Below are 23,990 nucleotides of genomic sequence, written 5' to 3'. Positions count from 1 at the left end.
CCGGCCGCCGGTTGCCGGCCGCTCTCGCGGCCGGTACGCCGGCAGGCGACGTCAGCCGGCCTTCGTGCCGTGCGCGCCGTCGGCGGTCGGCAGGTACGACAGTTCGAGCCGATACGCGAGCGCGACGAACAGGCTCTGCGCGAGGCCCATCGTGGCCGTCAGCGCGCGGAAGCCGAACGTCTCGCTGTCCTGCACCATCAGCGTCACCTCGGCCTCCCGTGCAAGCGGGCTCATCCGGCTGTCGGTGATCGCGATCAGCCGCGCGCCGCGCTGCACGGCTTGCTGTGCGACCTGCACGGTTTCCTCCGCATACGGCATGAACGAGATGACGATCATCACGTCGCCCTCGCGCACCGACCGGATCTGCCCGAGATGCATGCTGCCCAGCGCGCTGAACAGCCCGATGCGCTTGTCGGTGTGCTGCAGCGCGTAGTCGAGGTACACGGCGATCGGAAACGCGCGCCGCGAGCCCGCGATCCAGATCGCCTGGGTTTCGGCGAGCAGGTCGACGGCCTGCGCGAGCGCCTGCGAATCGAGCGTCTGCCGCAGCTGCTGCATGCCGGCAATGCTGCCCTTGATGAATTCGTCGGCGATCTGTTCGGGCTGCAGGCTCGACGAGCCCGACTCGATCACGTCGCGCAGCCGCAGGTTGTACGCGCGCCCCGGCGCGATCTGCTGCGCGAGCCCTTCGCGGAACAGCCGCTGCATCTCGGAGAAGCCGGAAAAGCCGAAATGCTTCGCGAAGCGCACCACGGCCGACGGCTGGACGCCGCACGCCTCCGCGAGCGACTGGATGCCTTCCAGGCCAAGCTGGTCCCGATGCGTTTCCACGTGGCGCGCAATCACCTTCAGGCGATTGCTGAGGCCGTCGTACTCCTGCGTCAGGTGCTGCAGGAACTGCTCGACGGTGGCGGGAGGTTTCTCGGATGAACTCATCGGATAGCGCGAAGTTGACGGCCCCGATGCGCGCACGACACTGACGGACGCGGCCCGGGGCTCACCTGAACACATGCATGAAGGGCGAATTTAATCACGTTTGCGGCGCGGCCCGCGCCACGTGCTCGCTCCCACGCGCTCGATCATCACTTGCCTACGCTCCACGGCGATACTGGAAGCGATTGTCCAACGCTCACGCAGCGGCGTAAAGATTAGGGCGTCTACCAAGCCGGCCATCGGGGCGAAGCGGCGAGAAACAGCGAGAAACGGCGAAAGCGACAGAAGCGGAGACATGCGGCAGGCAGCCGCCTGCCCCGCAGCCTGCCCGCGCCGCCGGTTCAGCGATAGTCGACCCACACCCCGCCCGCATCGGCGGAGCGCACGCAGTTCTCCACCCAGCGCACGCCTTCCACGCCCGCATGGACATCCGGAAAGCGAATGCTCTTCAACGCCGCGGCGTCGCCGCGGTCGGCCGCATCCATCGCAAGCGCGAAGCGCGCATAGAGATTCGACCAGGCCTCGAACAGCCCCTCCGGATGCCCGGCACCGATGCGATCTTCGCGCAATGCGTGCGGATGCAGATAACCCATCCCGCGATCGAGCACCTGGGCGGGCTGCCCCTGCACTTCGTAGCGCAACTGGTTCGGATGCTCGTCCCACCATTCGACGCTCGCCTTCGCGCCGATCACCCTCACCTTCTGGCCGTGCATCGAGCCCGCGTTCACCGCGCTCGACCACACGTAACCGACCGCGCCCGTGTCGTACTCCATGATCGTGAACGCGTTGTCCTCGAGCGGCGCGCGGCTCTTCACGAAGCTCTGCCGCGAGCACATCAGCCGCCGGATCTTCAGCTCGGGCGCCATCACTTCGGAGATGTACAGCGGATGCGTGCCGATGTCGCCGAGCACGTAGCTCGGGCCCGCGAACTTCGGGTCGACGCGCCAGCGCGCGGCCGCGCTCGCGGCCTCGACGCCCTCGCTGTGGAACCCGTGTGCGAACTGCATCTGCACGATGCGGATCTCGCCGAGATCGCCGCGCGCGATCATCTCGCGCGCCTGTTCGATCATCTGGTGTCCGGAATAGCCGTACGCGACGCCGACGATCCGGTTCTTCTCGACCGACAGCCGCTGCAGCGCCTCGGCCTCCTCGGTCGTGAAGCACAGCGGCTTCTCGCAGACCACGTGCAGCCCCGCGTTCAGCGCGGCGCGGCAGATCTCGAAGTGCGTGTTGTTCGGTGTCGCGATCGACACCGCGCGGATGCCGTCCGGGCGGCGCGCCTCGGCGTCGAACATCGTCGCGTAGTCGGGATAGCAGCGCTCGGCGGCGACGCCGAGCTTCACGCCGAACTGGCGGCCGCGTTCGGGATCGATGTCGAACGCGCCGGCGACCAGCTGGAAGCTGCCGTCGCGCAACGCGGCCGACCGGTGGCTGTAGCCGATCTGGCTGCCGAGCCCGCCGCCGACCATGCCCCAGCGAATCGAATGTCCAAGCAGAATCTGTCCGTCAATCATGATGGTGATGTTCCTGGTCCGTGTTCAGGGTGTTCAGGGGTGCAACGCGCGGTGGATCATGCGAAGCCGGCCGACGCGAGAAACGCGCGGCTCGCGGCGACGTCGCGCAGGCTCGTGCCGGCATTGCGCGGGTCGCGCTCCTGTTCGATCGTGATGTACCCGGCGTAACCGATGTCGTCGAGCGCGCGGCGGATCGCCCGGTAGTCGAGCACGCCGGTGCCGATCGGGCACATCACGCCGCGCGCGCAGGCGGCGAAGAACGCGATGTGCTCGCCCATCACCGCGTCGTACACGGCCGCGTCGATGTCCTTGAAGTGCACATAGTCGAGGCGCGCCGCATGGCGGCGCAGCCAGGTTTCCGGGTCCATGCCCGAGTAATGCAGGTGGCCGGTATCCAGACAGAGGCCGGCCGTGTCGGCCGGAATGTCGGCGACGATCCGGTCGATCTCGTCCGCGAATTCGATGTAGCCGCCCGCATGCGGATGGATCACCGTGCGCACGCCGAATTCGTCGCGCGCGATCGTCGCGATCTGCCGGATGTGCTCGACCATGCCGGCCCAGCGTGCGCCGGACAGCCGCGGCGCGCGATCTGCGTGGCCGGCCGCGTAGTCGCGTTCCTCATGCCCCCAGTCAATCACGACCAGGTACGGCGCCGCGTAGCGCTGGCCGTCCTGCGTCGGCAGTTTCGGCAGCCGCGTGATCAGCGCGCAGATCTCGCGCGTCTGGCGCAACAGGTTCGGCAGGTTCTCCGGCGCCACGAGATCGTCGAAGATCGTACCGGCGGTGATGCTCAGGCGCTGCCGCTCGAGCTCGGCGCTCACCACGTCGAGTTCGAGCGGGATGTAGCCGTACGGCCCGAGCTCGATGCCCGAGTAGCCGGCCTGCGCGGCTTCGGCGAGCACGTGCCGCCACGGCGGCAGGTGCGGGTTCTTCACGTCGTCTACGCCCCAGCAGCAGGGCGCGCAGCCAATCTTCATCGTCATGTCGGTCTCTCCGGCAGGTCAGCCGCGATAGAACGCGGGGCGTTCGGCCATCGCGATCGATTCGACCGCCCCGCTCTTTTGCGCACGCACGCATGCGTCGGCCGCGACCGCCGCCGCGTAGCCGTCCCAGGCCGACGGCCCGGTGAGCGCTTGCGCGCGCACGCCGTCGATGAACGCCTGCAGCTCGACGTCGTACGATGCGATGAAGCGCTCCTTCCAGTCGGTCATGATCTCGACCGACTGCCGCGCCGCATGCTTGAGCCCCACCGCCGGCGGATCGGGCAGCTTCGCGATGCCCTGCTCGCCGACCACCTCGCACTGGATGTCGTAGCCGTACTGGCAGTTCACGAAGATCTCGACGTCGATGCGCACGCCGCTCGCGGTTTCCAGCAACACGATCTGCGGATCGGCGAGATGCGACGACGCATGACGCGTCTTCTTCGGATAGACGACCTGCGTGCTCACGTAGTCCTCGCCGAGCAGCCAGCGCAGCACGTCGAGTTCGTGAATCAGCGTATCGGTGATCGCCATGTCGGTCGTGTAGCGCTCGCCGACCGACTGGTTGCGGTGCGCGCAATGCAGCATCAAGGGCGCGCCGATCTCGCCGCTGTCGATCACGCGCTTGAGCGCGCGATAACCTTCGTCGTACGGACGCATGAAGCCGACCTGCACGAGCCGCTTGCCGTGCGCGACTTCCGCTTCGACGATCCGCATGCAGCCTTCCGCCGTGACGGCGAGCGGCTTCTCGCAGAACACGGGCTTGCCGTGCGCGATCGCGTCGAGCACGAACGCTTCGTGCGTCGGCCCCCACGACGTGACGAGCACGGCCTGCACGTCGGCGGCCGCGACCACCTCGTGGCCATCGGCGTAGATCTCGGCATCGAGCCCGTACTTCGTCACCGCGTCGCGCGCCTGCTGCGGATCGATGTCGTTGACGGCCACGACACGCGCGCCGGACAGCGTGCGGGTCAGTCTGCGGATGTGGTCCTGGCCGATCGCGCCGCAGCCGATCACGCCGATTTGCAAGGTCATCTAACAGTCTCCAGTCGTTCATCTGCGGTGCGACACCCGCCGCACCGGCCAGCAACAGGTCAGCGCGCGGTGCGATCGAAAAAACGATCGACGTAGCGCCGGATCGTGTCGCGCATGTAGCGCGACGACGCTTCCGCGCGGTCCTCCCACGCGAACACGCACGACGACATCACGCCGTCGAAGCCTGCCGCGCCGAGCGCACGAAAGAACACGTCCCAGTCGATCTCGCCCTGCCCGATGTCGAGATGCTGGTGCACGCGGATCTGGTTCGAACCGGGCGGGTTCACGATGTAGCGCAGTTGGCTGCTCTTGCGGTGGTCGAAGGTGTCGGCCACGCGCACGTGCGCGAGGATCGGCGCGGCCTGCGCGATCATCGCGGCCATGTCGTCGCCGTAGTAGAACGTGTGCGGCGCGATGTACGACAGCTTCAGCGACGGCGAACCGATGTTCGTGACGATGTCGATCGCCGGCTGCAGCTGCTCGATCCAGTCCTCCGGATGCGGCTCGACCGACAGCACGATGCGTTCGCGCTCGAGGATCGGCAGCAGCTCGTCCATCGAACGGAACCACGCGGCTTCGCACAGCTCCTTCGGGTTCGCGCCCGGCCGTTCGCCGACCGAGCGCTCGGGCGACGCGCCGCGCCCGAACTCCGACACCATCAGCGCGCACTCCATCTCGACCGCGACCTCGATCGCCTTCTTCCAGCAGCGCACGGCCCATAACCGCTCGTCCTCGAACGGGCTCGCCCAGCGGTACATCGGCTGCAGCGACGCGAGGCCGACGCCGCTCGCGCGCATCGCCTGCCGGAAAGCGGCCATCCGCTCGCGCGTCGCGCGCGGCATCACTCACCAGTCGAGAAAGTCGCTGCGCGGCGACAGCTCGATCTGGTCGTAGCCGAGCTCGGCCACCGCGTGCGGCAGGCGGTCGAGCGGCAGGTGGCGAATCATGTAGGGGTCCAGCGCGATCTTCATCGAAAGTCCTCGGCGATAGTGGGTTCCGGATGAACGCGGCGGCACGTGCCGCCCTCGTCCGGCGATGCATGACGGTCAGCGGCGCTTCTTCTTGTTGCGGTACTGGTCGGCGATCACGGCCGCGACGATGATCGCGCCCTTGACCATCTCCTGGTAATACGCGTCGATGCGGATGAACGTGAAGCCCGACGTCATCACGCCGAGGATCAGCACGCCGATCACGGTGCCCGTCACGCGGCCGAGCCCGCCCGACAGCGACGTGCCGCCGATCACGACGGCCGCGATCGCGTCGAGTTCGTACATCACGCCCATGCCCGACTGGCCCGAGATCGCGCGCGCGGCGGTCACGGTGCCGGCGATCCCGCTCAGCAGGCCCGCGATCGCGTAGACGAAGATCAGGTGGCGCGTGACGTTGATGCCGGACACGACGGCCGCATGACGGTTCGCGCCGATCGCGTACGTGTACTTGCCGAAGCGCGTGTAGCGCAGCACGACGTGGAAGATCGCGGCGATCACGAGGAAGATGATCACCGGATTGGCGCCTGCGCCGATGGCCGCGAACTGGTCGGTCAGCATCGACACGGGCATCCCGTTGGTGAACCACTTCGCGAACCCGCGCGCGGCGACCATCGTGCCGAGCGTCGCGATGAACGGCGGGATGCCGGTCATCGCGATCAGCGAGCCGTTCAGCAGGCCGACCAGCAGCCCGACGCACACGCCGGCCAGCACGGGCCAGATGATCGGCAGGTCGGTCAGGTGCGGGAACACCGCGCGCGGGAAGTCGGACACCTGCGCGAGGCTTGCCGACACGACCGCCGCGGCGGCCACGACCGAGCCCGACGACAGGTCGATCCCGCTGGTGATGATGACGAGGTTCACGCCGACCGCGATGATGCCGATCACGGCCATCTGCAGCACGATGATCTCGAGCCGCTCGGTATTGAACAGGAAGCTCTGGCCGACGACGATCCAGCCGACGATCTCGAAGAACAGGCTGATGCCGACGAGCACGAGGAAGATGCTCAGTTCGGGCGGCCACTTCATGTGCCGCGCCTTGATCGTCATGGTCTGCGCATCCGCAGCCGGATTCAGGTTGCCCATTTCATTTGTCTCCAGTCTTGTTTCGGCTCAGCGCGACGCGAGATCCATGATGCGGACCTGGTCGGCGTCCTTGCGATCGACGATGCCGGTCATGCGCCCTTCGTGCATCACCATCACGCGATCGCTCATTCCCAGCACTTCCGGCATTTCCGACGAGATCATCAGCACCGCGACGCCCTTGCCGGCGAGCGCGCTGACGAGCCGGTGAATCTCGGCCTTCGCGCCGACGTCGATGCCGCGGGTCGGTTCGTCGAGGATCAGGATGCGCGGCTGCGTGAGCAGCCACCGGCCGATCAGCACCTTCTGCTGGTTGCCGCCCGACAGGTTCTGGATCTCCTCGTGCAGCCCGGGCGACTTCACGCGCAGCATCCGGCTCATTTCCTCGCAGTCGCGCTTCAACTGCGCCTGCCGCACGAAATTGAACTTCACGTAGCGGTTGCTGAGCACCGCCGCTTCCATGTTCGCGAGCAGGTCGAGATTCAGGAAGCAGCCGGTGTCCTTGCGATCCTCGGTGAGGAAGGCCATCCCGTGCTTCATCGCCTGCGCGGGTGTCGCGATCCGCACCGGCTTGCCGTCGATCCGGATCTCGCCCGACGTGGCCGGCACGACGCCGAACAGCGCCTCCGCGACGTTCGAGCGCCCCGAGCCGACGAGGCCGGCCACGCCGAGGATCTCGCCCGCGCGCAGCTCGAAGCTCACGTCGCGGAACACGCCGTCGACGCCGAGGTTCTTCACCGACAGCACGACGTCGCCGATCGGCACCTCCTCCTTCGGGAACATCTGCGTGATCTCGCGCCCGACCATCATGCGGATGATGTCGTCGCGCGTGACGTCGCTCGACGCATGCGTGCCGATGTACTTGCCGTCGCGGAACACCGAAAACTCGTCGGCGATCTCGAACAGCTCGTTCATCTTGTGCGTGATGTAGACGATGCCCTTGCCCTGCTCGCGCAGCTGGCGAATGATCCGGAACAGGTGCGTGACTTCCTTGTCGGTCAGCGCGGAAGTCGGCTCGTCCATGATCAGCACGTCCGAGTCGAACGACACGGCCTTCGCGATCTCGACCATCTGGCGGCTCGCGACCGTCAGCGTGCGCACGTCGGTTTCCGGATCGATGTCGATCGACAGCCGCTCGAACAGCGCGGCCGTCTGGCGGCGCAGCGCCGCGTGATCGATCAGGCCGAAGCGGTTCTTCGGTTCGCGGCGGATCCAGATGTTCTCCGCGACCGTCATGTACGGCATCAGGTTGAGTTCCTGGTGAATCATCGCGATGCCGCGGTCGAGCGCATCGAGCGGGCCGTTCAGCACGACCGGCTCGCCGTTGATCAGGATCTCGCCCTCATCGGGCGTGTAGACGCCCGCGATGATCTTCATCAGCGTCGACTTGCCCGCGCCGTTCTCGCCCATCAGTGCATGGACGGTGCCGCGACGCACGCGGAACTGCACGCCGTCGAGCGCGACGACGCCCGGAAAGGACTTGCCGACACCGCGCACCTCGAGCACGCAGTCGGCCGCGGAAGAAGCCGGCGGGGCCGACGAGCCGGACAAACCCGACACACCGGCCGACGCATCGTCGCCGGCCATCGGGCGCGCGATCCTGGCTGTAAACATGGACGTTCCTCGACGAGTCGCGCGCGTGCCCGGTCATGCCGGGCACGCGCAGTTCAACGGATCACCGGTCAGTGCTTCGCGTACTGGCTCATGTTCTCGGGCGTCACGAGCTCGAACGGCACGTTCACGTAGCGGTCGACGGGCTGTTTCTTCGCGAGCTTGAGCGCGGCCGCGACGGCCTGCTGCCCCTGCCCGGACGCGTTCTGGTACACCGACACCTTCAGCTCGCCGCTCTTCATCGAGGCGAGCCCGTCGGGCGTCGCGTCGATGCCGGCGACGATCGTCTTCGGCGTCCACTTGCGCGCGGCCTTCAGCGCATTGATCGCGCCGATCGCCATCTCGTCGTTGTTGGAGATGATCGCGTCGTACTTCGTGCCGGAGCTCAGCCAGTTCATCGTGATGTCCTGGCCCTGCGTGCGGCTCCACTTGCCCTCGCGCTTGTCGACGATCTTCATGCCCGCGCAATCCTTCGTCGCGATCACGTCCTCGATGTCTTTCGTGCGGGCGCGCGCCGATTCGTTGGACAGCTCGCCCATCAGCACGAGGAGGTCGCCCTTGCCGCCGAGCAGCTTGCACACCTGGCGCGCCTGCAGCGTGCCCGACTGCTTCTCGTCGGACGCGACGACCGCGACGCCGGCCGGCAGCTTGTCGAAATCGACCGGCTTGCGGTTCACGTAGACGAGCGGAATCTTCGCGGCCGTCACCATCTTCGTGATCTTCGGCGTCGCGTCGGTATCGACCGCGTTCACGATAATCGCGTCGACCTTCTGCGCAATCATGTTCTGGACCTGGCTCAACTGCTTGCCGACGTCGTTGCCGCCGTCCTCGATCTGCACCGTCGCGCCGTCCTTCTTCGCCGAATCGGCGATGCTGTTGCGCAGGATGGTCAGGAACGTGTCGTCGAACGACGCCATCGTCACGCCGATCTTCTCGGCATGCGCGAGCGGCGCAGCCAGGATCGCGGCGGCCGCGACGGCCATCAGCTTGGTCTTCATGATCAATCTGTCTCCTCATCTCCGGGGGGCGGAAGACGGCGCGTTGCGCGCCGCCGGGCCGAGTCCGATCGAATCCGATACGGACTGAAGCATCCGGATGAAACTGTAGATCACTTCCTCGAAAATTTGGAAATTTATTTCTACGTGATTTCACCTAGGGAACTGGATTTCCAAAAAGTCTAGACTGCGTCCGTAGCCCGATTCCTTGCGGCAGGCAGTCCCGCGTCGTGCAATACACGGTGCGGACGGTCGCGACAGGATCGGCCCCCTAATCCGCCGGCATTGCCGAACGCCGGCCGCGAGCGTGACACGTGATATGAGCCTGCTGAACTTTCCGAGTGACCGCCCCATCGATCTCGCCTGCCTCGGCCGCGTGGCCGTGGATCTCTATGCGCAGCAGTACGGCAGCCGCCTCGAAGACGCGCGCAGCTTCCAGATGTATCTCGGCGGCTCGTCCGGCAACGTCGCGTTCGGCGTGGCGCGGCTCGGGCTGAAGACCGCGATGATCTCGCGCGTCGGCGACGAGCAGATGGGCCGCTTCCTGCGCGAGACGCTCGAGCGCGAAGGCTGCGACACGAGCCAGCTGCAGACCGACCGCGAACGCCTCACCGCGCTGGTGCTGCTCGGGCTGAAGGATCGCGACACGTTCCCGCTGCTGTTCGTGCGCGAGAACTGCGCGGACATGGCCGTGCGCGCCGACGAGATCAGCGAGGACTTCATCGCCGGCTGCCGCGCGCTCGCGATCACCGGCACGCATCTGTCGACGCCGGGCACGCGCGAGGCGTCGCTGACCGCGCTCGGTTATGCGCGCCGCCATGGCGTCGTGCGGATTCTCGACATCGACTACCGGCCCGTACTGTGGGGCCTGACCGCGCGCGGCGCGGGCGAGAACCGCTACGTGCCGGACGCGCAGGTGACGCGTCAGCTGCAGCAGGTGCTCGGCGAATTCGACCTGCTGGTCGGCACCGAGGAGGAATTCCTGATCGCGGGCGGCGTGCCGCATGACCTGATCGGGTCGTTGCAGGCGGTGCGCGCCATCACGAACGCGACGCTGGTCGTCAAGCGCGGCGCGCTCGGCTGCTGCGTGATCGAGGGCGACATTCCCGCCCGCATCGACGATGCGCCGACCTTCCTCGGCGAACGCGTCGAGGTGCTCAACGTGCTCGGCGCGGGCGACGCGTTCCTGTCGGGCCTGCTGTCGGGGCTGCTGCGCGGCCGCGACTGGGCCGAGTCGACGCGCATCGCGAACGCGTGCGGCGCGATCGTCGTATCGCGCCACGCGTGCTCCGCGGCGATGCCGACGCCGGCCGAGCTTGCGCACTGGTTCGACGGCAACCGCAATCCGGTGGTCGATGCCGATCACACGCTCGCGCACCTGCATCGCGTGACGGTGCCGCGCCGCGAATGGGACGACCTGTGCGTGATGGCGTTCGATCATCGCAGCCAGTTCTACGAACTCGCGGTGCAGGCCGGCGCCGACGAAGCACGGATCAGGACGCTGAAGCGCCTGCTCGTGCGCGCGGTCGAGCAGGTCGAGCGCGAGCGCCGGATCGAAGGCCATGTCGGCGTGCTGATCGACGGCGGCGGCTACGGCAGCGACGCGCTGGCGTCGGCCACCGGGCGCGGCTGGTGGGTCGGCCGCCCGGTCGAGCTGCCGGGCTCCCGGCCGCTGCGCTTCGACGAAACGCGCTCGGTCGGCTCGTCGCTCACGCACTGGCCGACTGAACAGGTCGTGAAGTGCCTCGTTCACTATCATCCGGACGACCAGGTCGACCTGCGCGTCGAACAGGAGCAGCGCGTGCTGGAACTGTGGGAAGCCACGCGCGCCAGCGGCAACGAACTGCTGCTGGAAATGATTCCGCCGCGCGCGGTCACGCCGGCCGGCACCGAGGACGACGCGGTGCTGCGCACGATCGCGCGCTTCTACAACCTCGGCGTGAAACCCGAATGGTGGAAGCTCACGCCGCTGAGCGCCGACGGCTGGGCACGGCTCGCCGCGCTGATCGCCGAGCGCGACCCGCACTGCCGCGGCGCGGTGATCCTCGGGCTGAACCAGCCGCTGCAATACCTCGTCGACAGCTTCCGCTCGGCGACCAACCCGATCGTCAAGGGCTTCATGGTCGGGCGCACGCTGTGGGCCGATGCGTCGCTGAACTGGTTCGCCGGCCGGATCGACGACCAGGCGCTGATCGATGAAGTGGCCGGCAACTTCGCGCAGCTCGTGGATGCGTGGCTCGGCCGCCGTGCGGCGGCGGCGGCACGCGCCGCCGCGGCGTGACGTGACGCAACACGAAGCGACGCCCGCGATGATCCACCCGAATCCTCTTCACCGACCGACATGACCTCTACCGTAAGACTGACCGTCAGCCAGGCGCTCGTGCGCTACCTGGCCGCCCTGCGCGCCGAAGTCGTCCAGCCCGACGGCCGCGTCGAGATCCTGCCCTACTGCGGCGGCGTGTTCGCGATCTTCGGCCACGGCAACGTGGCCGGGCTCGGCGAGGCGCTGCACGCCGAAAAAGACCGGCTGCCGACGTTCCGCGCGCACAACGAGCAAGGGATGGCGAACGCGGCGATCGCGTTCGCGAAAGCGAACTTCCGCCAGCGGATGATGGCCGCGACGTCGAGCATCGGCCCCGGCGCGACCAACATGCTGACCTCCGCCGCGCTCGCGCACGTCGGCCGCCTGCCGCTGCTGCTGCTGCCCGGCGACGTGTTCGTGTCGCGCCTGCCCGACCCGGTGCTGCAACAGGTCGAGGATTTCGAACAGGGCGACGTCAGCGCGAACGACTGCTTCCGGCCGGTGACGCGCTACTTCGACCGGATCACGTCGCCCGAGCAGCTGCTCGTCGCGCTGCCGCGTGCGATCCAGGTGATGACCGACCCCGCGCAGTGCGGCCCCGTGTGCCTCGCGCTGCCGCAGGACGTGCAGACCTTCGCGTACGACTGGCCCGAGGATTTCTTCGCGCCGCCGGTGATCCGGATGCGCCGGCCGCCGGCCGACGCGCTCGAGCTCGCCGATGCGCTCGACGTGCTGAAGGCCGCGAAGAAGCCGCTGATCGTCGCGGGCGGCGGCGTGCTGTACAGCCAGGCGTGGGACGCACTGCGCGCGTTCGCCGATACGCATGGCGTGCCGGTCGCGGAATCGCAGGCCGGCAAGGGCAGCCTCGCGTGGGACCACCCGCTGAACCTCGGCTCGATCGGCGTGACGGGCTCGCCCGCCGCGAACCGCGCGGCCGCGCAGGCCGATGTGGTGTTCGCGGTCGGCACGAGGCTGCAGGACTTCACGACCGGCTCGCATGCGCTCTACGGCAACGCGACGCTGCTGAGCCTGAACGTGCAGCCGTTCGACGCAGGCAAGAAACGCGGCCGGCAACTCGTCGCCGACGCGCGCACGGGCCTCGGCCAGTTGTCGGCCGCGCTGGCCGGCTGGCATGCCGATCCGGCATGGACGGCCAGCAACCGCGACCAGGCCGCCGCATGGAACGCGCGCGTGACCGAACTCACGACGCGCGTGCCGAACGACACGCTGCCCTACGACGCGGAAGTGATCGGCGCGGTGCGCGACTCCGCGGCCGACGCGGGGCGCGACAGCGCGCGCGACGACCTCGTGGTGTGCGCGGCCGGCACGCTGCCGGCCGAACTGCACAAGCTGTGGCGCAGCGGCGTGCCGGGCAACTACCACATGGACTACGCGTACTCGTGCATGGGCTACGAGGTCGCGGGCGGCCTCGGCGCGAAGCTCGCGCGGCCCGAGCGCGAAGTGATCGTGATCGTCGGCGACGGCTCGTACATGATGCTCAACGCGGAACTCGCGACCTCCGTGATGCTCGGCCGCAAGATCGTCGTCGTGATCCTCGACAACCGCGGCTACGGCTGCATCGAGCGGCTGCAGCTGAACTGCGGCGGCGCGAGCTTCAACAACATGCTCGACGACTGCGTGCCCGAAGGCGGCGAACGCTCGACCATCGACTTCGCGATGCACGCGCGCGCGATGGGCGCCGAAGCCGTGCACGTGCGCGACATCGGCGAACTGCGTAGCGAAATGAAGCGCGCCCGCGCGGCGAAGAAGAGCCAGGTGCTCGTGATCGACACCACGCACCGGCGCACGACCGACGACGGCGGCGCATGGTGGGAAGTCGCCGTGCCGCAGGTGTCCGAACGCGCCGGCGTCGAGGACGCGCACCGCGCATATCTCGACGCGAAGACCCGGCAGCGGCGCTGACGGCGCACGCTGCCCACGCCCCCTCCCCGCGAAAAACACATTCGAACCAAGGAAGCCCGTCATGAGCTGGAACGTCCGCATCGGTATCAATCCCCTGTCGTGGATGAACGACGACCTGCCGTCGCTCGGCGGCGAGACGCCGCTCGAAACGGCGCTGAAGGAAGGCGCCGAAATCGGCTATGCGGGCTTCGAGCTCGGCAACAAGTTTCCGAAGACGGGCCCCGAGCTGAAGGCGAAACTTGCCGGGTTCGGGCTCGTGTGCGTGTCGGGCTGGTATTCGGGCTTCCTCGCGGAAGTCGCGCCGGGCATGAGCGACGCCGATGCGGTCGCCGCGGAGATCGAGCGCTGCCGCGCGCACATGACGAAGCTGCAGTACAACGACGTGAACGTGGTCGTGTACGGCGAATGCGCGGGCACGATCCAGGGCAACATCGACACGCCGGTCGCGAAGCGGCCGCGCTTCGTCGACGAAGACGCATGGCGGCGCTACGCGGCACGCCTCGACGCATTCGGCGAGCACCTGCTCGCGACCTACGGCATCAAGCTCGCCTACCATCACCACATGGGCGCATACGTCGAATCGCCCGACGACGTCGACCGGCTGATGGCGCTGACCGATCCGGCGAAGGTGTTCCTGCTGTTCGATACCGGCCACGCATATTTCGGCGGCGCGGCCGACCCGGTGACGTTGTTGAAGAAACACGTATCGCGCGTGGTCCACGTGCATTGCAAGGACGTGCGGCCGCAGGTCGTCACGCAGGCGCGCAACGACGGCTGGAGCTTCCTGAACGGCGTGATCAACGGCACCTTCACGGTGCCCGGCGACGGCGCGCTCGACTACGAGGCGACGCTGCGCACGCTGAAGGATGCCGGCTACGAAGGCTGGCTCGTCGTCGAGGCCGAGCAGGATCCGGCCGTCGCGCCGAGCTATGCGTATGCGAAGAAGGGCTACGAATCGCTGCGCGCGATCGTCGACCGGTTGAGCGCGTGAGCCCTGTCACCCCCGCTGTCACCCCATTGCGGAGCCCCACCCCATGACGATTTCTCCCCTGCTGGTCAAAGCATCGCCCGAGCGCGAAATCTGCAACGTCACGCCGGAATCGGCCGGCTGGAAGCACGTCGGCTTTCGCGCGCTGCGCCTGAAGGCCGGCGACACCGAAACGCTCGACACGGGCACGCGGGAACTGTGCGTCGTCGTGCTCACGGGCACGGTGCGCGCGGAAGTCGACGGCACGACCTACGATGCGCTCGGCAAGCGCGACAGCGTATTCGAGGACGTATCGCCCGATGCGCTGTACGTGCCGGGCGGCAAGACGGTCACGCTGGTCGCGACGCGCGATGCGGAAATCGCGCTGTGCACCGCGCCGTACGCGAGCGGCGACAAGCCCGTGCAACGCCTCGACGGCGAACGGATGCGCCGCTCGGTACGCGGCCAAGGCACCAACACGCGCTACGTGTGCGACATCCTGATGGGCGACAACCCGGCGGCCGAGCGCCTCCTCGTCGTCGAGGTCGTCACGCCGGCGAGCCATTCGAGCAGCTATCCGCCGCACAAGCACGACCGCGACGCAGCGCCCGACGAAACCTCGCTCGAGGAAACCTACTACCACCGGATCGATCCGCCGCAGGGTTTCGCGTTCCAGCGCGTGTACACGGACGACCGCAGCCTCGACGAAGCGTGCGCGGTCGAGAACCACGACGTCGTGATGGTGCCGCGCGGCTACCATCCGGTCGTCGCGCCGCACGGCTACAACCTGTACTACCTGAACGTGATGGCCGGGCCGAGCCGCGCGTGGGCGTTCAGGAACGACCCCGCGCACGAATGGATGCTCGACGCGGCGCCGAAGCGCTGAATGGAAGACGGGCCCGCGCGCGGCCCGTGACGATGCGATGCCCGGCACGCGCACCCAGAGCCGGGAACGCCACGGAGCCGCCATGGTGACGACCCTCTTTCGCCTCGATCCCCACCCGTTCGACGACGATGCGTCGAACCCGGCGCTGCCGCGCTTCGATGCGGCGCTTGCCCGCCGGATGGGCGAGATCGCGGTCAACCTCGCGTCGCGCCGCGGGCTGCCGATCGCGGTGAGCATCGTCGGCGAGCAGGCGCCGCTGTTCTACTGCGCGCTCGACGGCAGCCACGCGAACGACAGCGACGCGATCCGCCGGCGACAGAACACGGTGTTGCGCTTCGGCCTCAGCTCACTCGCGGTCGGCGAGCGCTTTCGACGCGCCGGCTGGTCGCTGCAATCGCAGGGGCTGTCGGATGACGACTATGCGCTCGACGGCGGTGGCGTGCCGTTGCGTGTCGCCGGGGCCGGCATCGTCGGCGCGATGACGATCGCGGGGCTCGCCTCGGAACACAATCACGCGCTCGTCGTCGAGAGCCTGCAGTGGCACGTCGGCCGTTACGCGCTCGCGCCGCACGCGTAACGACAAGGGCGGCACGACCGGCGCAAGCGCACCGATGCGCCGCCCCGCCCGATCAGTTCAACCCGCCGCTCACGACGAGATGCTCGCCGGTCATCCAGCGTGCATCGTCCGACGCGAGGAACACGGCCACCGACGCGATGTCGTCCGGCTCGCCGAGGCGGCCGAGCGGCGTCTCGCTGCGCACCTGCTTGTCGAGATCCGAACCGATGATGCCCGCGCTGTGCGTGCCCTCGGTCACGATCATCCCCGGGTTGATCGCGTTCACGCGAATCTTGCGCGGGCCGAGTTCGAGCGCGAGCACGCCGGTGATCGCGTCGACCGCGCCCTTGGTGCCGCTGTAGACGGCGCTGGCGGGCGGCGTGATGCTGGTCACCACCGAGCTGATGTTGATGATGCTCGCGCCTTCGCCGAGATGCTTGACGGCGGCCTGCGTCGTCAGCAGCACGCCGAACACGTTCGTGTCGAACTGCCGGCGATAGTGCTCTTCGGTGATCGCCTCGATCGGCGCGAATTCGTACACGCCGGAATTGTTGACGAGCACGTCGAGACGGCCGTACGTGTCGATCGCCGTATCGACGATGCGCTGCGCGTCGGCTGCCTTCGACACGTCGCCGCCCACCGCGACCGCGCGGCCGCCCGCTTCGACGATCGCGCCGACGACCGCGTCGGCACCCGCCTTGCTGCTCGCATAGTTGACGACGACCGACGCGCCTTCGGCGGCCAGTGCCTTCGCGATTGCCGCGCCGATGCCCTTCGATCCGCCCGTGACGATCGCGACCTTGCCTGCCAGCTTGCTCATGATTTCATTCCTCAGTCAAAAGACCTTCGATGGATGGCGCCGGTTGCCGCGCAGTGTGTCGATGCGGCGACCGGCATGCATGGCAATGTACGGTGCGGCACCGCAGCGATAAAGCGGCTCGACACGAATTGACTGGCGGAGTTTGCCGAACAATCGCTCGCGCGCCGTCAGCCGGCGCTGAGCCAGGCGTTCGCGACCTCGCCGCCCAGGCCGTCGAGCGCGCCGTCGTAGACGATCCGTCCGCGCCCCATCACCGCGACGCGCCGCGCGAGCCGCGGCGCGAACTGCAGCCGCTGCTCGATCAGCAGGATCGCGACGCCGTCGGCCTGCAGCGCGGCCAGGCACGCGCCGACTTCGTCGACCGCGAGCGGCGCGAGGCCTTCGGCCGGTTCGTCGACGATCAGCACGCGCGGGCGGCCGGCCAGCGCACGCACCAGCGCGAGCACCTGCTGTTCGCCGCCCGACAGCCGCCCGGCTTTCACGTCCGCGCGCGCGGACAGCAGCGGAAAGCGGTCGAACAGCCGTTCGAGCGCCGCGCGTTCGGCCGCACCGCGGGCACCGCGCAACCCGAGCCGCAGGTTGTCGCGCACCGTCAGCAGCGGGAACACGTCGCGGCTTTCGGCAACGTAAGCGACACCGCGCCGCGCGATCTCGAACGTGCGCGCGCCCACGCATTCGGCGCCGTCGATGCGCACCGAGCCGGCCGTGCGCACGAGCCCCATCACGGCCTTCGCGAGCGTCGAGCGCCCCGAGCCGTTGCGGCCGAGCAGCGCGAGCGTCTCGCCCGGGGCAAGCGCAAGATCGACGCCGTCGAGCACGGGTTGCAGGCCGTACCCCGCGCGCAGCCCGCGAATGTCGAGCAGCGCGCTCACAGGCCGCCCTCGCCCAGGTAGGCGGCCCGCACGGCCGGATCGGCGCGGATCGCATCGGGTGCGCCGGTCGCGACCACCGTGCCGCGCACGAGCACCGTGATGCGCTCGGCGAATCCGAACACCGTGTCCATGTCGTGCTCGATCAGCAGGACCGTTCGCCCCTGCGTCGTCGCACGGATCAGCGCGATCATCCGCGCCGCCTGCGCGCGGCTCATGCCGGCCGTCGGCTCGTCGAGCAGCAGCGTGCGCGCCCCGCTCGCGAGTGCGATCCCGAGATCGAGCGCGCGCTGTTCCGCATAGCCCAGCTCGGCGGCCGGCGTGTCGCGGTGCGCGTCGAGACCGATGTCGTGCAGCACGCGCCCGGCCGCGAGATCGACCGACGCCGATTCGCGCAGCCGGTTCCACCAGCGCCGCCGTTCGGCGGGCGCATGCAGTGCCGCACAACGCAGGTTGTCGAACACCGATAGCCGCGCGAACGCGCTCGTCTGCTGGAAACTGCGGCCGATGCCGAGCCGGCTCGCGACGACCGGCCCGCGCCCGCGCAGCTCCACGCCATGCAGCACCACGCACCCGCGCGTGGGCCGCGTCGCACCGGCGATCACGCCGAACAGCGTCGACTTGCCCGCGCCGTTCGGCCCGATCAGCGCATGACGCTCGCCGGCCGCGATGCTCAGCTCGACGCCGTCGAGCACCGTCTGCGCGCCGAAGCGCTGCACGACGCCGTGAAGCGCGATCGCGTTGCCGTTCATCGCACGTCCTCCCGCTTGCCCGCCTGCCCGCCCGGCGCGAAGCGCGCGCGCCAGCCCCACAGCAACGCACCGATGCCGGCCGCCGAACACGCGACGGCCCAGCCGGCCGGCGTATCGGCGTCGATGCGCCAGGCGCCGAACGCGAAGCCTGCGCCGTCGTCCTGCGCGAAGCGCCACGCATAACCGAGCTCCGCCGCGCAGACGATCGCGACGCCCCAGAACACGCACGCGGCGACCGCGCACAGCATGCGCCACCGCTCGGCCGCCGGCGCGCCGCGCCGCGATGCTTGCGCGAGCGCCTGCACGATCCCGGCGATCCCGCGCGGCGCGGCCACGACGATCGCGACGAACAGCACGCCGAGATACAGCGCCCACGCGCGCGACACGCCCGCGACGACGATGCTCAGCAGGGTCAGCACGGCGGCACCGGCCGCCGGCCCGAAGAACGTACCGGTGCCGCCGATCACCGCGGCGATCAGCACGGTCGCCGAACGCGCCATCGACACGCTGTCGGGCGTCGCGATTTCGACGTCGATCAGTGTCAGCGTGCCCGCGACACCCGCGAAGAACGACGCGCAGGTGACCATCGCGAGCCGCACGCGGCGCGGATCGGTGCCGAGCGCGGCGACGCGCGCGGGGTTGTCGCGCACCGCGTTCGCGAGCCGCGCGAGCGGCGTGCGCGTCAGCGCGTGCATGGCCCACGCCGACGCGATGCACCACGCGGCGATGACCGCATACGCCTGCACCGGTGCGCCGAAATGCCAGCCGCCCCACGGCATGCCGCTCGCGCGGTCGATCGGCACGCCGCCGATTCCGCCGAACCACGCGGGCACGCTCCAGGCGGCGGCCGCGACGCATTCGCCGAGCCCGAGCGTGATCATCGCGAACGCGGTGCCCGAGCGGCGCGTCGCGAGCAGCCCGGCCGCGAAGCCTAAACCGGCACCGGCCATGCCGCCGACGAGCGGCAACAGCGGCAGCGGGCCGCCGAAGTGGTTGAACCAGTGCGCGGCCGCGAACGCGCCGAGGCCCGCGAACGCCGCGTGGCCGAACGACAGCAGCCCGGTCGTGCCGAGCTGCAGGTTGTACGACAGCGCGAGCACGGCGAGCGCGGCCGTCTGCGCGAGATAACCGAGCACCGCGCCATGCGGCCACAGCCACGCGGGCAGCGCGACGCACGCGGCGAACAGCGCCCCGCGCGCCAGACCGTGGGCGAGCGCGCGGCTACGCATCGGCGCGCTCGCCGAACAGCCCGCGCGGCCGCGCGACCAGCACCGCGACGAGCAGCAGGTACGGCACCAGCGGCGCGAGCTGCGCGATCGATACCGTGGCCACGCTGTCGGGCAGCGCGATGCCGGCCCATGACGCGAGGTCGCGCAGCGACGTATCGCTCGCGGCCGCGAAGGTCTGCGCGCAACCGACGGCGAGCGACGCCGCGAACGCGCCGCCGAGCGAACCGAGCCCGCCGATCACGACGACCGCGAACACGACCGAACCGACGGTTTCGGCCAGCGCGGGTTCGATCACCGCGAGCGGCGCGCCGATCACGCCGGCCAGCGCGGCCAGCGCGGTGCCCGCGCCGAACAGCGCCGTCATCACACGCGGCACGTCGTAGCCGAGCGCCTCGACGGCCGCCCGGTGCGTGAGTGCCGCGCGCACCACGAGCCCGATGCGCGACGTGCGCAACAACGCGCCGAGCGCGACGAGCATCGCCGCGGACATTCCCATCATGAACAGCCGGTAGCGCGGCAGCGCGAGGTCGAAGACGGTCGCGGGCGCGCCGTCGAACAGCGCCGGCACGGGGGCCGGCAGCGGCGCCAGGCCCCACACGAGTTTCGCGCCCTCGCCGATCAGGTACGCGAGCCCGAAGGTCAGCAGCAGTTCGCTCGTATGGCCGCGCGCCTGGACCCGGCGCAGCAGCGTGCGTTCGCAGCCGGCGCCGAGCAGCCCGACCGCGAGCGGCGCGAGAACCAGCGCGGGCCAGAAGCCCGCGCGGGCCGCGATGCTGTAGCCGACATACGCGCCGAGCATGTAGAAGCTCGCGTGTGCGAAGTTGAGCACGCCCTGCACGCTGAAGATCAGCGTGAGGCCGGCCGACAGCATGAACAGCAGCAAGCCGTAGCTGAGGCCGTTGAAGGCCTGGAGCGCGAATGCGTGCACCGCGAGGTCAGGCCGCGAGCGGCTCGAGCGCGGCGCGCAGCGCGTCGGGCAGCGGCACCGGGCGGCGCGTGCCGCGATCGACGTACACGTGCACGAAATGCCCCTGTGCGGCGGGCGACGCGTCGCCCTGCGCGAACAGCCCGACCTCGTAGCGCACGCTCGACGTGCCGAGCTTCACGACCCGCAAGCCCGCGTCGACCGACTGCGGAAACACCAGCGGCGCGAAGTAGTTGCACTGCGTCTCGACCACGAGGCCGATCGTCTGCCCGTGCTCGACGTCGAGCACGCCGGCGCGGATCAGGTATTCGTTCACGACCGTGTCGAAGTAGCTGTAGTAGACGACGTTGTTCACGTGCCCGTAGACGTCGTTGTCCATCCAGCGGGTCGTGATCGGCAGGAAGTGGCGATAGGCGTCGCGCGGACGCGGTTGCGGCTTGTCGGACATGGCGATGGCGGTCAGGACGATGAAAGCGCTGAGGACGAAGCGCGGCGGCCGCATGACACGGCGCACCGGCAAGAAGCCGGGCGCCGCGATCGCTCGCGGCACGGCGGCTGCAACCCGACTGGCCGGCCCGTCACTGGCCCGGCCGGTCGACGAATTCGAAATCGAGGCCGCGCGCACGCATCCAGTCGGCGAGCGCGACACCCGTGCCGGCGCGCCACGGGCGCAGCAGCGGCGGATCGACGAGCTTGTATTCGAGCAGTTCCGGCGACAGCGCGACCGTGCCCGACGCGCGCACGTGGTACGCGATGATCAGTTCGTTCTTGCGGATGAATTCGTAGACGCCGACGAGCGACACGTGCTCGGCCTTCAGAGCCGTTTCCTCGAACACCTCGCGCGCGATGCCGTCCTCGGGCGTCTCGCCGTTCTCGAGGAAGCCGGTGATCAGCGCGAACATGCCTTCGGGCCAGGCCGCGTTGCGCGCGAGCAGGATCTTGCCGTCGAGCTCGACGATCGCGGCCACCACCGGCAGCGGGTTGTTCCAGTGCACGTAGCCGCATGCATCGTCGGGACAGGCCTGGCGGACGCGGCCGCCTTCATGGTCGGGATCGGCGCGCTCGGTGAGCGGGCTCGCGCAGCGCGGGCAGAAGCGGTAGTCGGCGGTGGTCATCGATGGGGATCTGGCGGGCGCCGGACGGCCGCCAGCCGGCTGCCCGCGCACCCGCTCGGCGCGGGAAAGGCTTCATTCTAGCGAGTTTGCCTGTGCCGCAGACGATCCGGCCCCGCCGACATCAGGGTTGCAGGCGCCGTCGTGCGGCGGTCGCCGCGAAGCCGGCGGCGCCCAGCAGCAGAGCGGCCACCGCGACCCACAGCGCGGGAGAAAACGACCCGAAGCGCGCAACCAGCGGCGCCGCGACGAGCGGCCCCAGGATCTGCCCGACCCCGTACGACGCGGTCGCATAACCCATCAGCCCGGCCGCGCGTTCTCCGTGGAGCCGCCGCGCCTCGCGCATCGCGAACAGCGTGATCGCGGTGAACGGCAGGCCGAGCAGCGCGCTGCCGACCGAGAAGCCGGCCGCGTTCGGCCACACGATCCCCGCCGCGATTCCGAGCGCCTGAGTCGCGCAGCCGGCGGCGAGCAGCAGCCGGTTGTCCCAGTGGCCGGGCAATCGCGAAGCGGCGATCGCGCCGACGATCAGCGCCGCGCCGAACATCGGCCAGAACAGGTCGGGCCACGGCGAGCCGGCCGGCAGCGCGGCACGCGCGATCACCGGCAGGAACGTCGCGGTGATGATGTAGCCGAAGCCCGGCATCCCGTACAGCACGACGAGCCACGCGGCGTCGACCCGATGGCGCCGCGCGTCGTCCGGTGCCGCGACCATCGCCGCATGCCGGGCAGGCTCGGCCGTCGGCACGGCTGCCGACACCGGCGCACGGCCGAACGTGCGCCAGATCGCGATCGACAGCACGGCCGACAGCGCCGCGAAACCGAGCCAGCCGGGCGCCGCGCGCTGGCCGGCCAGCGCGCTGCCGATCAGCCCCGTCACCACGATGCCCACGCCGGGTCCCGCATAGATCACCCCGCTCCACTCGGGCGCGTGCAGTTCGGCCAGCCGCCGCAGCCCCCATTGCGACACGAACACGAACGTCCAGGCGCTGACGACGCCCGCGACGAAGCGCACCACGAGCCACGCCGGCAACAGATGGCCGACGCCCATCGCGGCGGTCAGCAGCACGGTGGCGGCAAGCCCGATGCGCACCATCCGTGCGGGCGCGGCGCGCACCGCCGCGCAGCTGACCGCACCAACGAAATAGCCCGCGTAGTTCGCCGACGCGAGCCAACTGCCGGCCTTCAGACTGATCGAGCCGTCGGCGAGCATCAGCGGCAGCAGCGGCGTGAACGCGAAGCGGCCGACGCCGAGCGCGACCGCGAGCCCGATCATGCAGGCGAGCGCGGCCGCGCGGGCGCGGCGGTCGGCGTCGGCATCATCGGGCAGGTGTACGCCGGCGGCGGCGCTCGGGGCATCGGAACGGGACATGGCGGCATGGGCCGCGCGCGAAACGCGCCGGCTGGATCGGAAATCGGAACGTTTCCATCGTAGCTTGACCAAACGTTCTCGAAAAATGAATAATTGAGAATCCATTCATCGCTCGGAGAGAATCATGGATCTGGCGGCGCTGGCGATATTCCGGGCCGTGGTGCGCGAGAACGGCGTGACGCGCGCGGCGGCCAAGCTCAATCGCGTGCAGTCGAACGTCACGACGCGCATCAAGCAGCTCGAGGAGGAACTCGGCGCGGCGCTGTTCGTGCGCGACGGCCGCCGGCTCGTGCTGACGCCGGCCGGGCACACGCTGCTGCCGTATGCGGAGCGCCTGCTCGCGCTCGCCGACGAGGCGCGCGACGCGGTGCGCGAGGACACGCCGCGCGGGCGGCTGCGGCTCGGCACGATGGAGAGCACGGCCGCGAGCCGGCTGCCGACCGTGCTCGCGCGCTATCACCACGCGTGGCCCGACGTGTCGCTCGAACTGGTGACGGGCACGACGGGCTGGCTGATCGAGCGCGTGCGCGACTTCGAGATCGACGCCGCGCTGTTCGCGCGCCCGCCGGCACCCGACACGCTGCCCGACACATTCGAGACCGTGCCGGTCTTCCGCGAGGATCTGGTGCTGCTCACGCCGCGCGGCCATCCGCCGGTGCGCACGCCGCGCGACGTGATCCTGCCGACGCTGATCGCATTCGAGCGCGGCTGCACGTATCGCAAGTACGTCGAACAGTGGTACGCGGCGCACGGCGTCAAGCCGGCGCGCGTGCTCGAACTCGGCTCGTATCACGCGATCGTCGCGTGTGTCGCGGCAGGTGCCGGCGTCGCGGTCGCGCCGCGTTCGGTGCTCGACCTGCAGCCCGAGACCGGCAACATCGCCGCGCACGTGATCCCCGAGCTGGAGGGCATCGACACGCTGCTCGCGTGGCGGCAGGGTTATGCGTCGGCGGCGTTGGCCGCGTTGCGCGATGCGCTCACCGAAGCCGCACGGCAGCCGGATGGCGCGGCGAAGCCGCCGGTGGCCGTGCCGGTCTGAACCGCCGGCCCCCGCTTCCGCCGCGCACAAAAAAACGGCCCGACCGGTATCAACCGGTCGGGCCGTTTTTCATGTCGAGCGATGCCGCCTTCAACGAGACG

At 69.4% G+C, this 23,990-nt stretch carries 21 protein-coding genes and 1 pseudogene; 6 read left to right on the top strand and 16 right to left on the bottom strand.

Going from position 1 to position 23,990, the window contains the following annotated elements; genetic code table 11:
* Window positions 1-51 precede the first annotated feature (51 nt).
* The 8 genes and pseudogenes from APZ15_RS10990 to APZ15_RS10955 form a co-directional block, all read right to left on the bottom strand.
* Window positions 52-936, bottom strand: a complete 885-nt coding sequence (locus tag APZ15_RS10990; RefSeq protein ID WP_021162369.1) for a MurR/RpiR family transcriptional regulator — start codon at window positions 934-936, stop codon at window positions 52-54.
* A gap of 338 nt (window positions 937-1,274) precedes the next feature.
* Window positions 1,275-2,447 carry a Gfo/Idh/MocA family protein gene (locus APZ15_RS10985; protein WP_027787737.1) on the bottom strand — a complete coding sequence of 391 codons (1,173 nt, stop codon included), beginning with the start codon at window positions 2,445-2,447 and terminating at the stop codon, window positions 1,275-1,277.
* Between the two features lie 56 nt (window positions 2,448-2,503).
* Window positions 2,504-3,430, bottom strand: coding sequence for a TIM barrel protein (locus tag APZ15_RS10980; RefSeq protein ID WP_027787738.1), 927 nt, complete (start codon window positions 3,428-3,430; stop codon window positions 2,504-2,506).
* An 18-nt stretch (window positions 3,431-3,448) separates the two neighbouring features.
* Window positions 3,449-4,462, bottom strand: a complete 1,014-nt coding sequence (gene iolG / locus APZ15_RS10975; RefSeq protein WP_027787739.1) for a bifunctional inositol 2-dehydrogenase/D-chiro-inositol 1-dehydrogenase — start codon at window positions 4,460-4,462, stop codon at window positions 3,449-3,451.
* 59 nt (window positions 4,463-4,521) lie between these two features.
* Window positions 4,522-5,433: pseudogene (locus APZ15_RS10970) on the bottom strand (sugar phosphate isomerase/epimerase family protein).
* Window positions 5,434-5,508: 75 nt separating this feature from the next.
* Window positions 5,509-6,534 (bottom strand): ABC transporter permease, encoded by a 1,026-nt coding sequence (locus APZ15_RS10965; RefSeq protein ID WP_021162374.1) that lies wholly within the window; start codon window positions 6,532-6,534, stop codon window positions 5,509-5,511.
* A gap of 27 nt (window positions 6,535-6,561) precedes the next feature.
* Complete coding sequence (locus tag APZ15_RS10960) at window positions 6,562-8,145, bottom strand: sugar ABC transporter ATP-binding protein (RefSeq protein ID WP_027787740.1); 1,584 nt, start codon at window positions 8,143-8,145, stop codon at window positions 6,562-6,564.
* Between the two features lie 68 nt (window positions 8,146-8,213).
* A complete protein-coding gene (locus APZ15_RS10955; protein ID WP_027787741.1) occupies window positions 8,214-9,140 on the bottom strand; it encodes a sugar ABC transporter substrate-binding protein in 927 nt (308 codons plus the stop codon).
* Between the two features lie 316 nt (window positions 9,141-9,456).
* Between APZ15_RS10955 and APZ15_RS10950 the strand changes: the two genes are divergently transcribed.
* From APZ15_RS10950 to APZ15_RS10930, 5 genes are all read left to right on the top strand, one after another.
* Entirely contained in the window at window positions 9,457-11,418 is a 1,962-nt protein-coding gene (locus APZ15_RS10950) for a bifunctional 5-dehydro-2-deoxygluconokinase/5-dehydro-2-deoxyphosphogluconate aldolase (RefSeq protein ID WP_027787742.1), read from the top strand.
* 60 nt (window positions 11,419-11,478) lie between these two features.
* On the top strand, window positions 11,479-13,362 hold the full coding sequence (iolD, locus tag APZ15_RS10945; protein WP_027787743.1) for a 3D-(3,5/4)-trihydroxycyclohexane-1,2-dione acylhydrolase (decyclizing): 1,884 nt from the start codon (window positions 11,479-11,481) through the stop codon (window positions 13,360-13,362).
* Between the two features lie 61 nt (window positions 13,363-13,423).
* Window positions 13,424-14,353, top strand: coding sequence for a myo-inosose-2 dehydratase (iolE, locus tag APZ15_RS10940; RefSeq protein ID WP_027787744.1), 930 nt, complete (start codon window positions 13,424-13,426; stop codon window positions 14,351-14,353).
* Between the two features lie 43 nt (window positions 14,354-14,396).
* Complete coding sequence (gene iolB, locus APZ15_RS10935; protein WP_027787745.1) at window positions 14,397-15,215, top strand: 5-deoxy-glucuronate isomerase; 819 nt, start codon at window positions 14,397-14,399, stop codon at window positions 15,213-15,215.
* A gap of 82 nt (window positions 15,216-15,297) precedes the next feature.
* Window positions 15,298-15,792 carry a heme-degrading domain-containing protein gene (locus APZ15_RS10930; RefSeq protein WP_027787746.1) on the top strand — a complete coding sequence of 165 codons (495 nt, stop codon included), beginning with the start codon at window positions 15,298-15,300 and terminating at the stop codon, window positions 15,790-15,792.
* 52 nt (window positions 15,793-15,844) lie between these two features.
* Here the strand turns inward: APZ15_RS10930 and APZ15_RS10925 are convergent, their stop codons facing one another.
* The 8 genes from APZ15_RS10925 to APZ15_RS10890 all read right to left on the bottom strand — a co-directional run bounded on the left by APZ15_RS10925 (window position 15,845) and on the right by APZ15_RS10890 (window position 22,850).
* A complete protein-coding gene (locus tag APZ15_RS10925; protein WP_021162382.1) occupies window positions 15,845-16,591 on the bottom strand; it encodes a glucose 1-dehydrogenase in 747 nt (248 codons plus the stop codon).
* Between the two features lie 167 nt (window positions 16,592-16,758).
* Window positions 16,759-17,463, bottom strand: coding sequence for an ABC transporter ATP-binding protein (locus APZ15_RS10920; RefSeq protein ID WP_027787747.1), 705 nt, complete (start codon window positions 17,461-17,463; stop codon window positions 16,759-16,761).
* Window positions 17,460-18,212, bottom strand: coding sequence for an ABC transporter ATP-binding protein (locus APZ15_RS10915; protein WP_027787748.1), 753 nt, complete (start codon window positions 18,210-18,212; stop codon window positions 17,460-17,462). Before APZ15_RS10915 ends, APZ15_RS10920 begins: the two co-directional genes overlap by 4 nt.
* Window positions 18,209-19,441 (bottom strand): branched-chain amino acid ABC transporter permease, encoded by a 1,233-nt coding sequence (locus APZ15_RS10910; RefSeq protein WP_027787749.1) that lies wholly within the window; start codon window positions 19,439-19,441, stop codon window positions 18,209-18,211. The genes APZ15_RS10915 and APZ15_RS10910 overlap by 4 nt, the downstream gene beginning before the upstream one ends.
* The gene (locus tag APZ15_RS10905) at window positions 19,434-20,369 is read right to left on the bottom strand and encodes a branched-chain amino acid ABC transporter permease (RefSeq protein ID WP_027787750.1); all 936 of its coding nucleotides are present in this window, start codon (window positions 20,367-20,369) and stop codon (window positions 19,434-19,436) included. Before APZ15_RS10905 ends, APZ15_RS10910 begins: the two co-directional genes overlap by 8 nt.
* A 7-nt stretch (window positions 20,370-20,376) precedes the next feature.
* Window positions 20,377-20,814 (bottom strand): acyl-CoA thioesterase, encoded by a 438-nt coding sequence (locus APZ15_RS10900; RefSeq protein WP_027787751.1) that lies wholly within the window; start codon window positions 20,812-20,814, stop codon window positions 20,377-20,379.
* A gap of 130 nt (window positions 20,815-20,944) precedes the next feature.
* Window positions 20,945-21,481: an NUDIX domain-containing protein gene (locus APZ15_RS10895; protein ID WP_027787752.1), complete on the bottom strand. Its 537-nt coding sequence runs from the start codon at window positions 21,479-21,481 to the stop codon at window positions 20,945-20,947.
* Window positions 21,482-21,602: 121 nt separating this feature from the next.
* Window positions 21,603-22,850: a YbfB/YjiJ family MFS transporter gene (locus APZ15_RS10890; protein WP_027787753.1), complete on the bottom strand. Its 1,248-nt coding sequence runs from the start codon at window positions 22,848-22,850 to the stop codon at window positions 21,603-21,605.
* A 124-nt stretch (window positions 22,851-22,974) separates the two neighbouring features.
* Between APZ15_RS10890 and APZ15_RS10885 the strand changes: the two genes are divergently transcribed.
* Window positions 22,975-23,889: a LysR family transcriptional regulator gene (locus APZ15_RS10885; protein WP_027787754.1), complete on the top strand. Its 915-nt coding sequence runs from the start codon at window positions 22,975-22,977 to the stop codon at window positions 23,887-23,889.
* Window positions 23,890-23,990 lie beyond the last annotated feature (101 nt).

It is taken from the genome of Burkholderia cepacia ATCC 25416 (assembly GCF_001411495.1).
Taxonomy (GTDB): Bacteria; Pseudomonadota; Gammaproteobacteria; order Burkholderiales; family Burkholderiaceae; genus Burkholderia; species Burkholderia cepacia.
This window is presented reverse-complemented; position numbering and strand designations above follow the sequence as displayed.

Excerpts from the sequence above, each read along its gene's own strand:
- APZ15_RS10990 (WP_021162369.1), bottom strand. The coding sequence starts at position 936 with ATGAGTTCATCCGAGAAACCTCCCGCCACCGTCGAGCAGTTCCTGCAG.
- APZ15_RS10985 (WP_027787737.1), bottom strand. The coding sequence starts at position 2,447 with ATGATTGACGGACAGATTCTGCTTGGACATTCGATTCGCTGGGGCATG.
- APZ15_RS10980 (WP_027787738.1), bottom strand. The coding sequence starts at position 3,430 with ATGACGATGAAGATTGGCTGCGCGCCCTGCTGCTGGGGCGTAGACGAC.
- iolG (WP_027787739.1), bottom strand. The coding sequence starts at position 4,462 with ATGACCTTGCAAATCGGCGTGATCGGCTGCGGCGCGATCGGCCAGGAC.
- APZ15_RS10965 (WP_021162374.1), bottom strand. The coding sequence starts at position 6,534 with ATGGGCAACCTGAATCCGGCTGCGGATGCGCAGACCATGACGATCAAG.
- APZ15_RS10960 (WP_027787740.1), bottom strand. The coding sequence starts at position 8,145 with ATGTTTACAGCCAGGATCGCGCGCCCGATGGCCGGCGACGATGCGTCG.
- APZ15_RS10955 (WP_027787741.1), bottom strand. The coding sequence starts at position 9,140 with ATGAAGACCAAGCTGATGGCCGTCGCGGCCGCCGCGATCCTGGCTGCG.
- APZ15_RS10950 (WP_027787742.1), top strand. The coding sequence starts at position 9,457 with ATGAGCCTGCTGAACTTTCCGAGTGACCGCCCCATCGATCTCGCCTGC.
- iolD (WP_027787743.1), top strand. The coding sequence starts at position 11,479 with ATGACCTCTACCGTAAGACTGACCGTCAGCCAGGCGCTCGTGCGCTAC.
- iolE (WP_027787744.1), top strand. The coding sequence starts at position 13,424 with ATGAGCTGGAACGTCCGCATCGGTATCAATCCCCTGTCGTGGATGAAC.
- iolB (WP_027787745.1), top strand. The coding sequence starts at position 14,397 with ATGACGATTTCTCCCCTGCTGGTCAAAGCATCGCCCGAGCGCGAAATC.
- APZ15_RS10930 (WP_027787746.1), top strand. The coding sequence starts at position 15,298 with ATGGTGACGACCCTCTTTCGCCTCGATCCCCACCCGTTCGACGACGAT.
- APZ15_RS10925 (WP_021162382.1), bottom strand. The coding sequence starts at position 16,591 with ATGAGCAAGCTGGCAGGCAAGGTCGCGATCGTCACGGGCGGATCGAAG.
- APZ15_RS10915 (WP_027787748.1), bottom strand. The coding sequence starts at position 18,212 with ATGAACGGCAACGCGATCGCGCTTCACGGCGTCGTGCAGCGCTTCGGC.
- APZ15_RS10910 (WP_027787749.1), bottom strand. The coding sequence starts at position 19,441 with ATGCGTAGCCGCGCGCTCGCCCACGGTCTGGCGCGCGGGGCGCTGTTC.
- APZ15_RS10900 (WP_027787751.1), bottom strand. The coding sequence starts at position 20,814 with ATGTCCGACAAGCCGCAACCGCGTCCGCGCGACGCCTATCGCCACTTC.
- APZ15_RS10895 (WP_027787752.1), bottom strand. The coding sequence starts at position 21,481 with ATGACCACCGCCGACTACCGCTTCTGCCCGCGCTGCGCGAGCCCGCTC.
- APZ15_RS10890 (WP_027787753.1), bottom strand. The coding sequence starts at position 22,850 with ATGTCCCGTTCCGATGCCCCGAGCGCCGCCGCCGGCGTACACCTGCCC.
- APZ15_RS10885 (WP_027787754.1), top strand. The coding sequence starts at position 22,975 with ATGGATCTGGCGGCGCTGGCGATATTCCGGGCCGTGGTGCGCGAGAAC.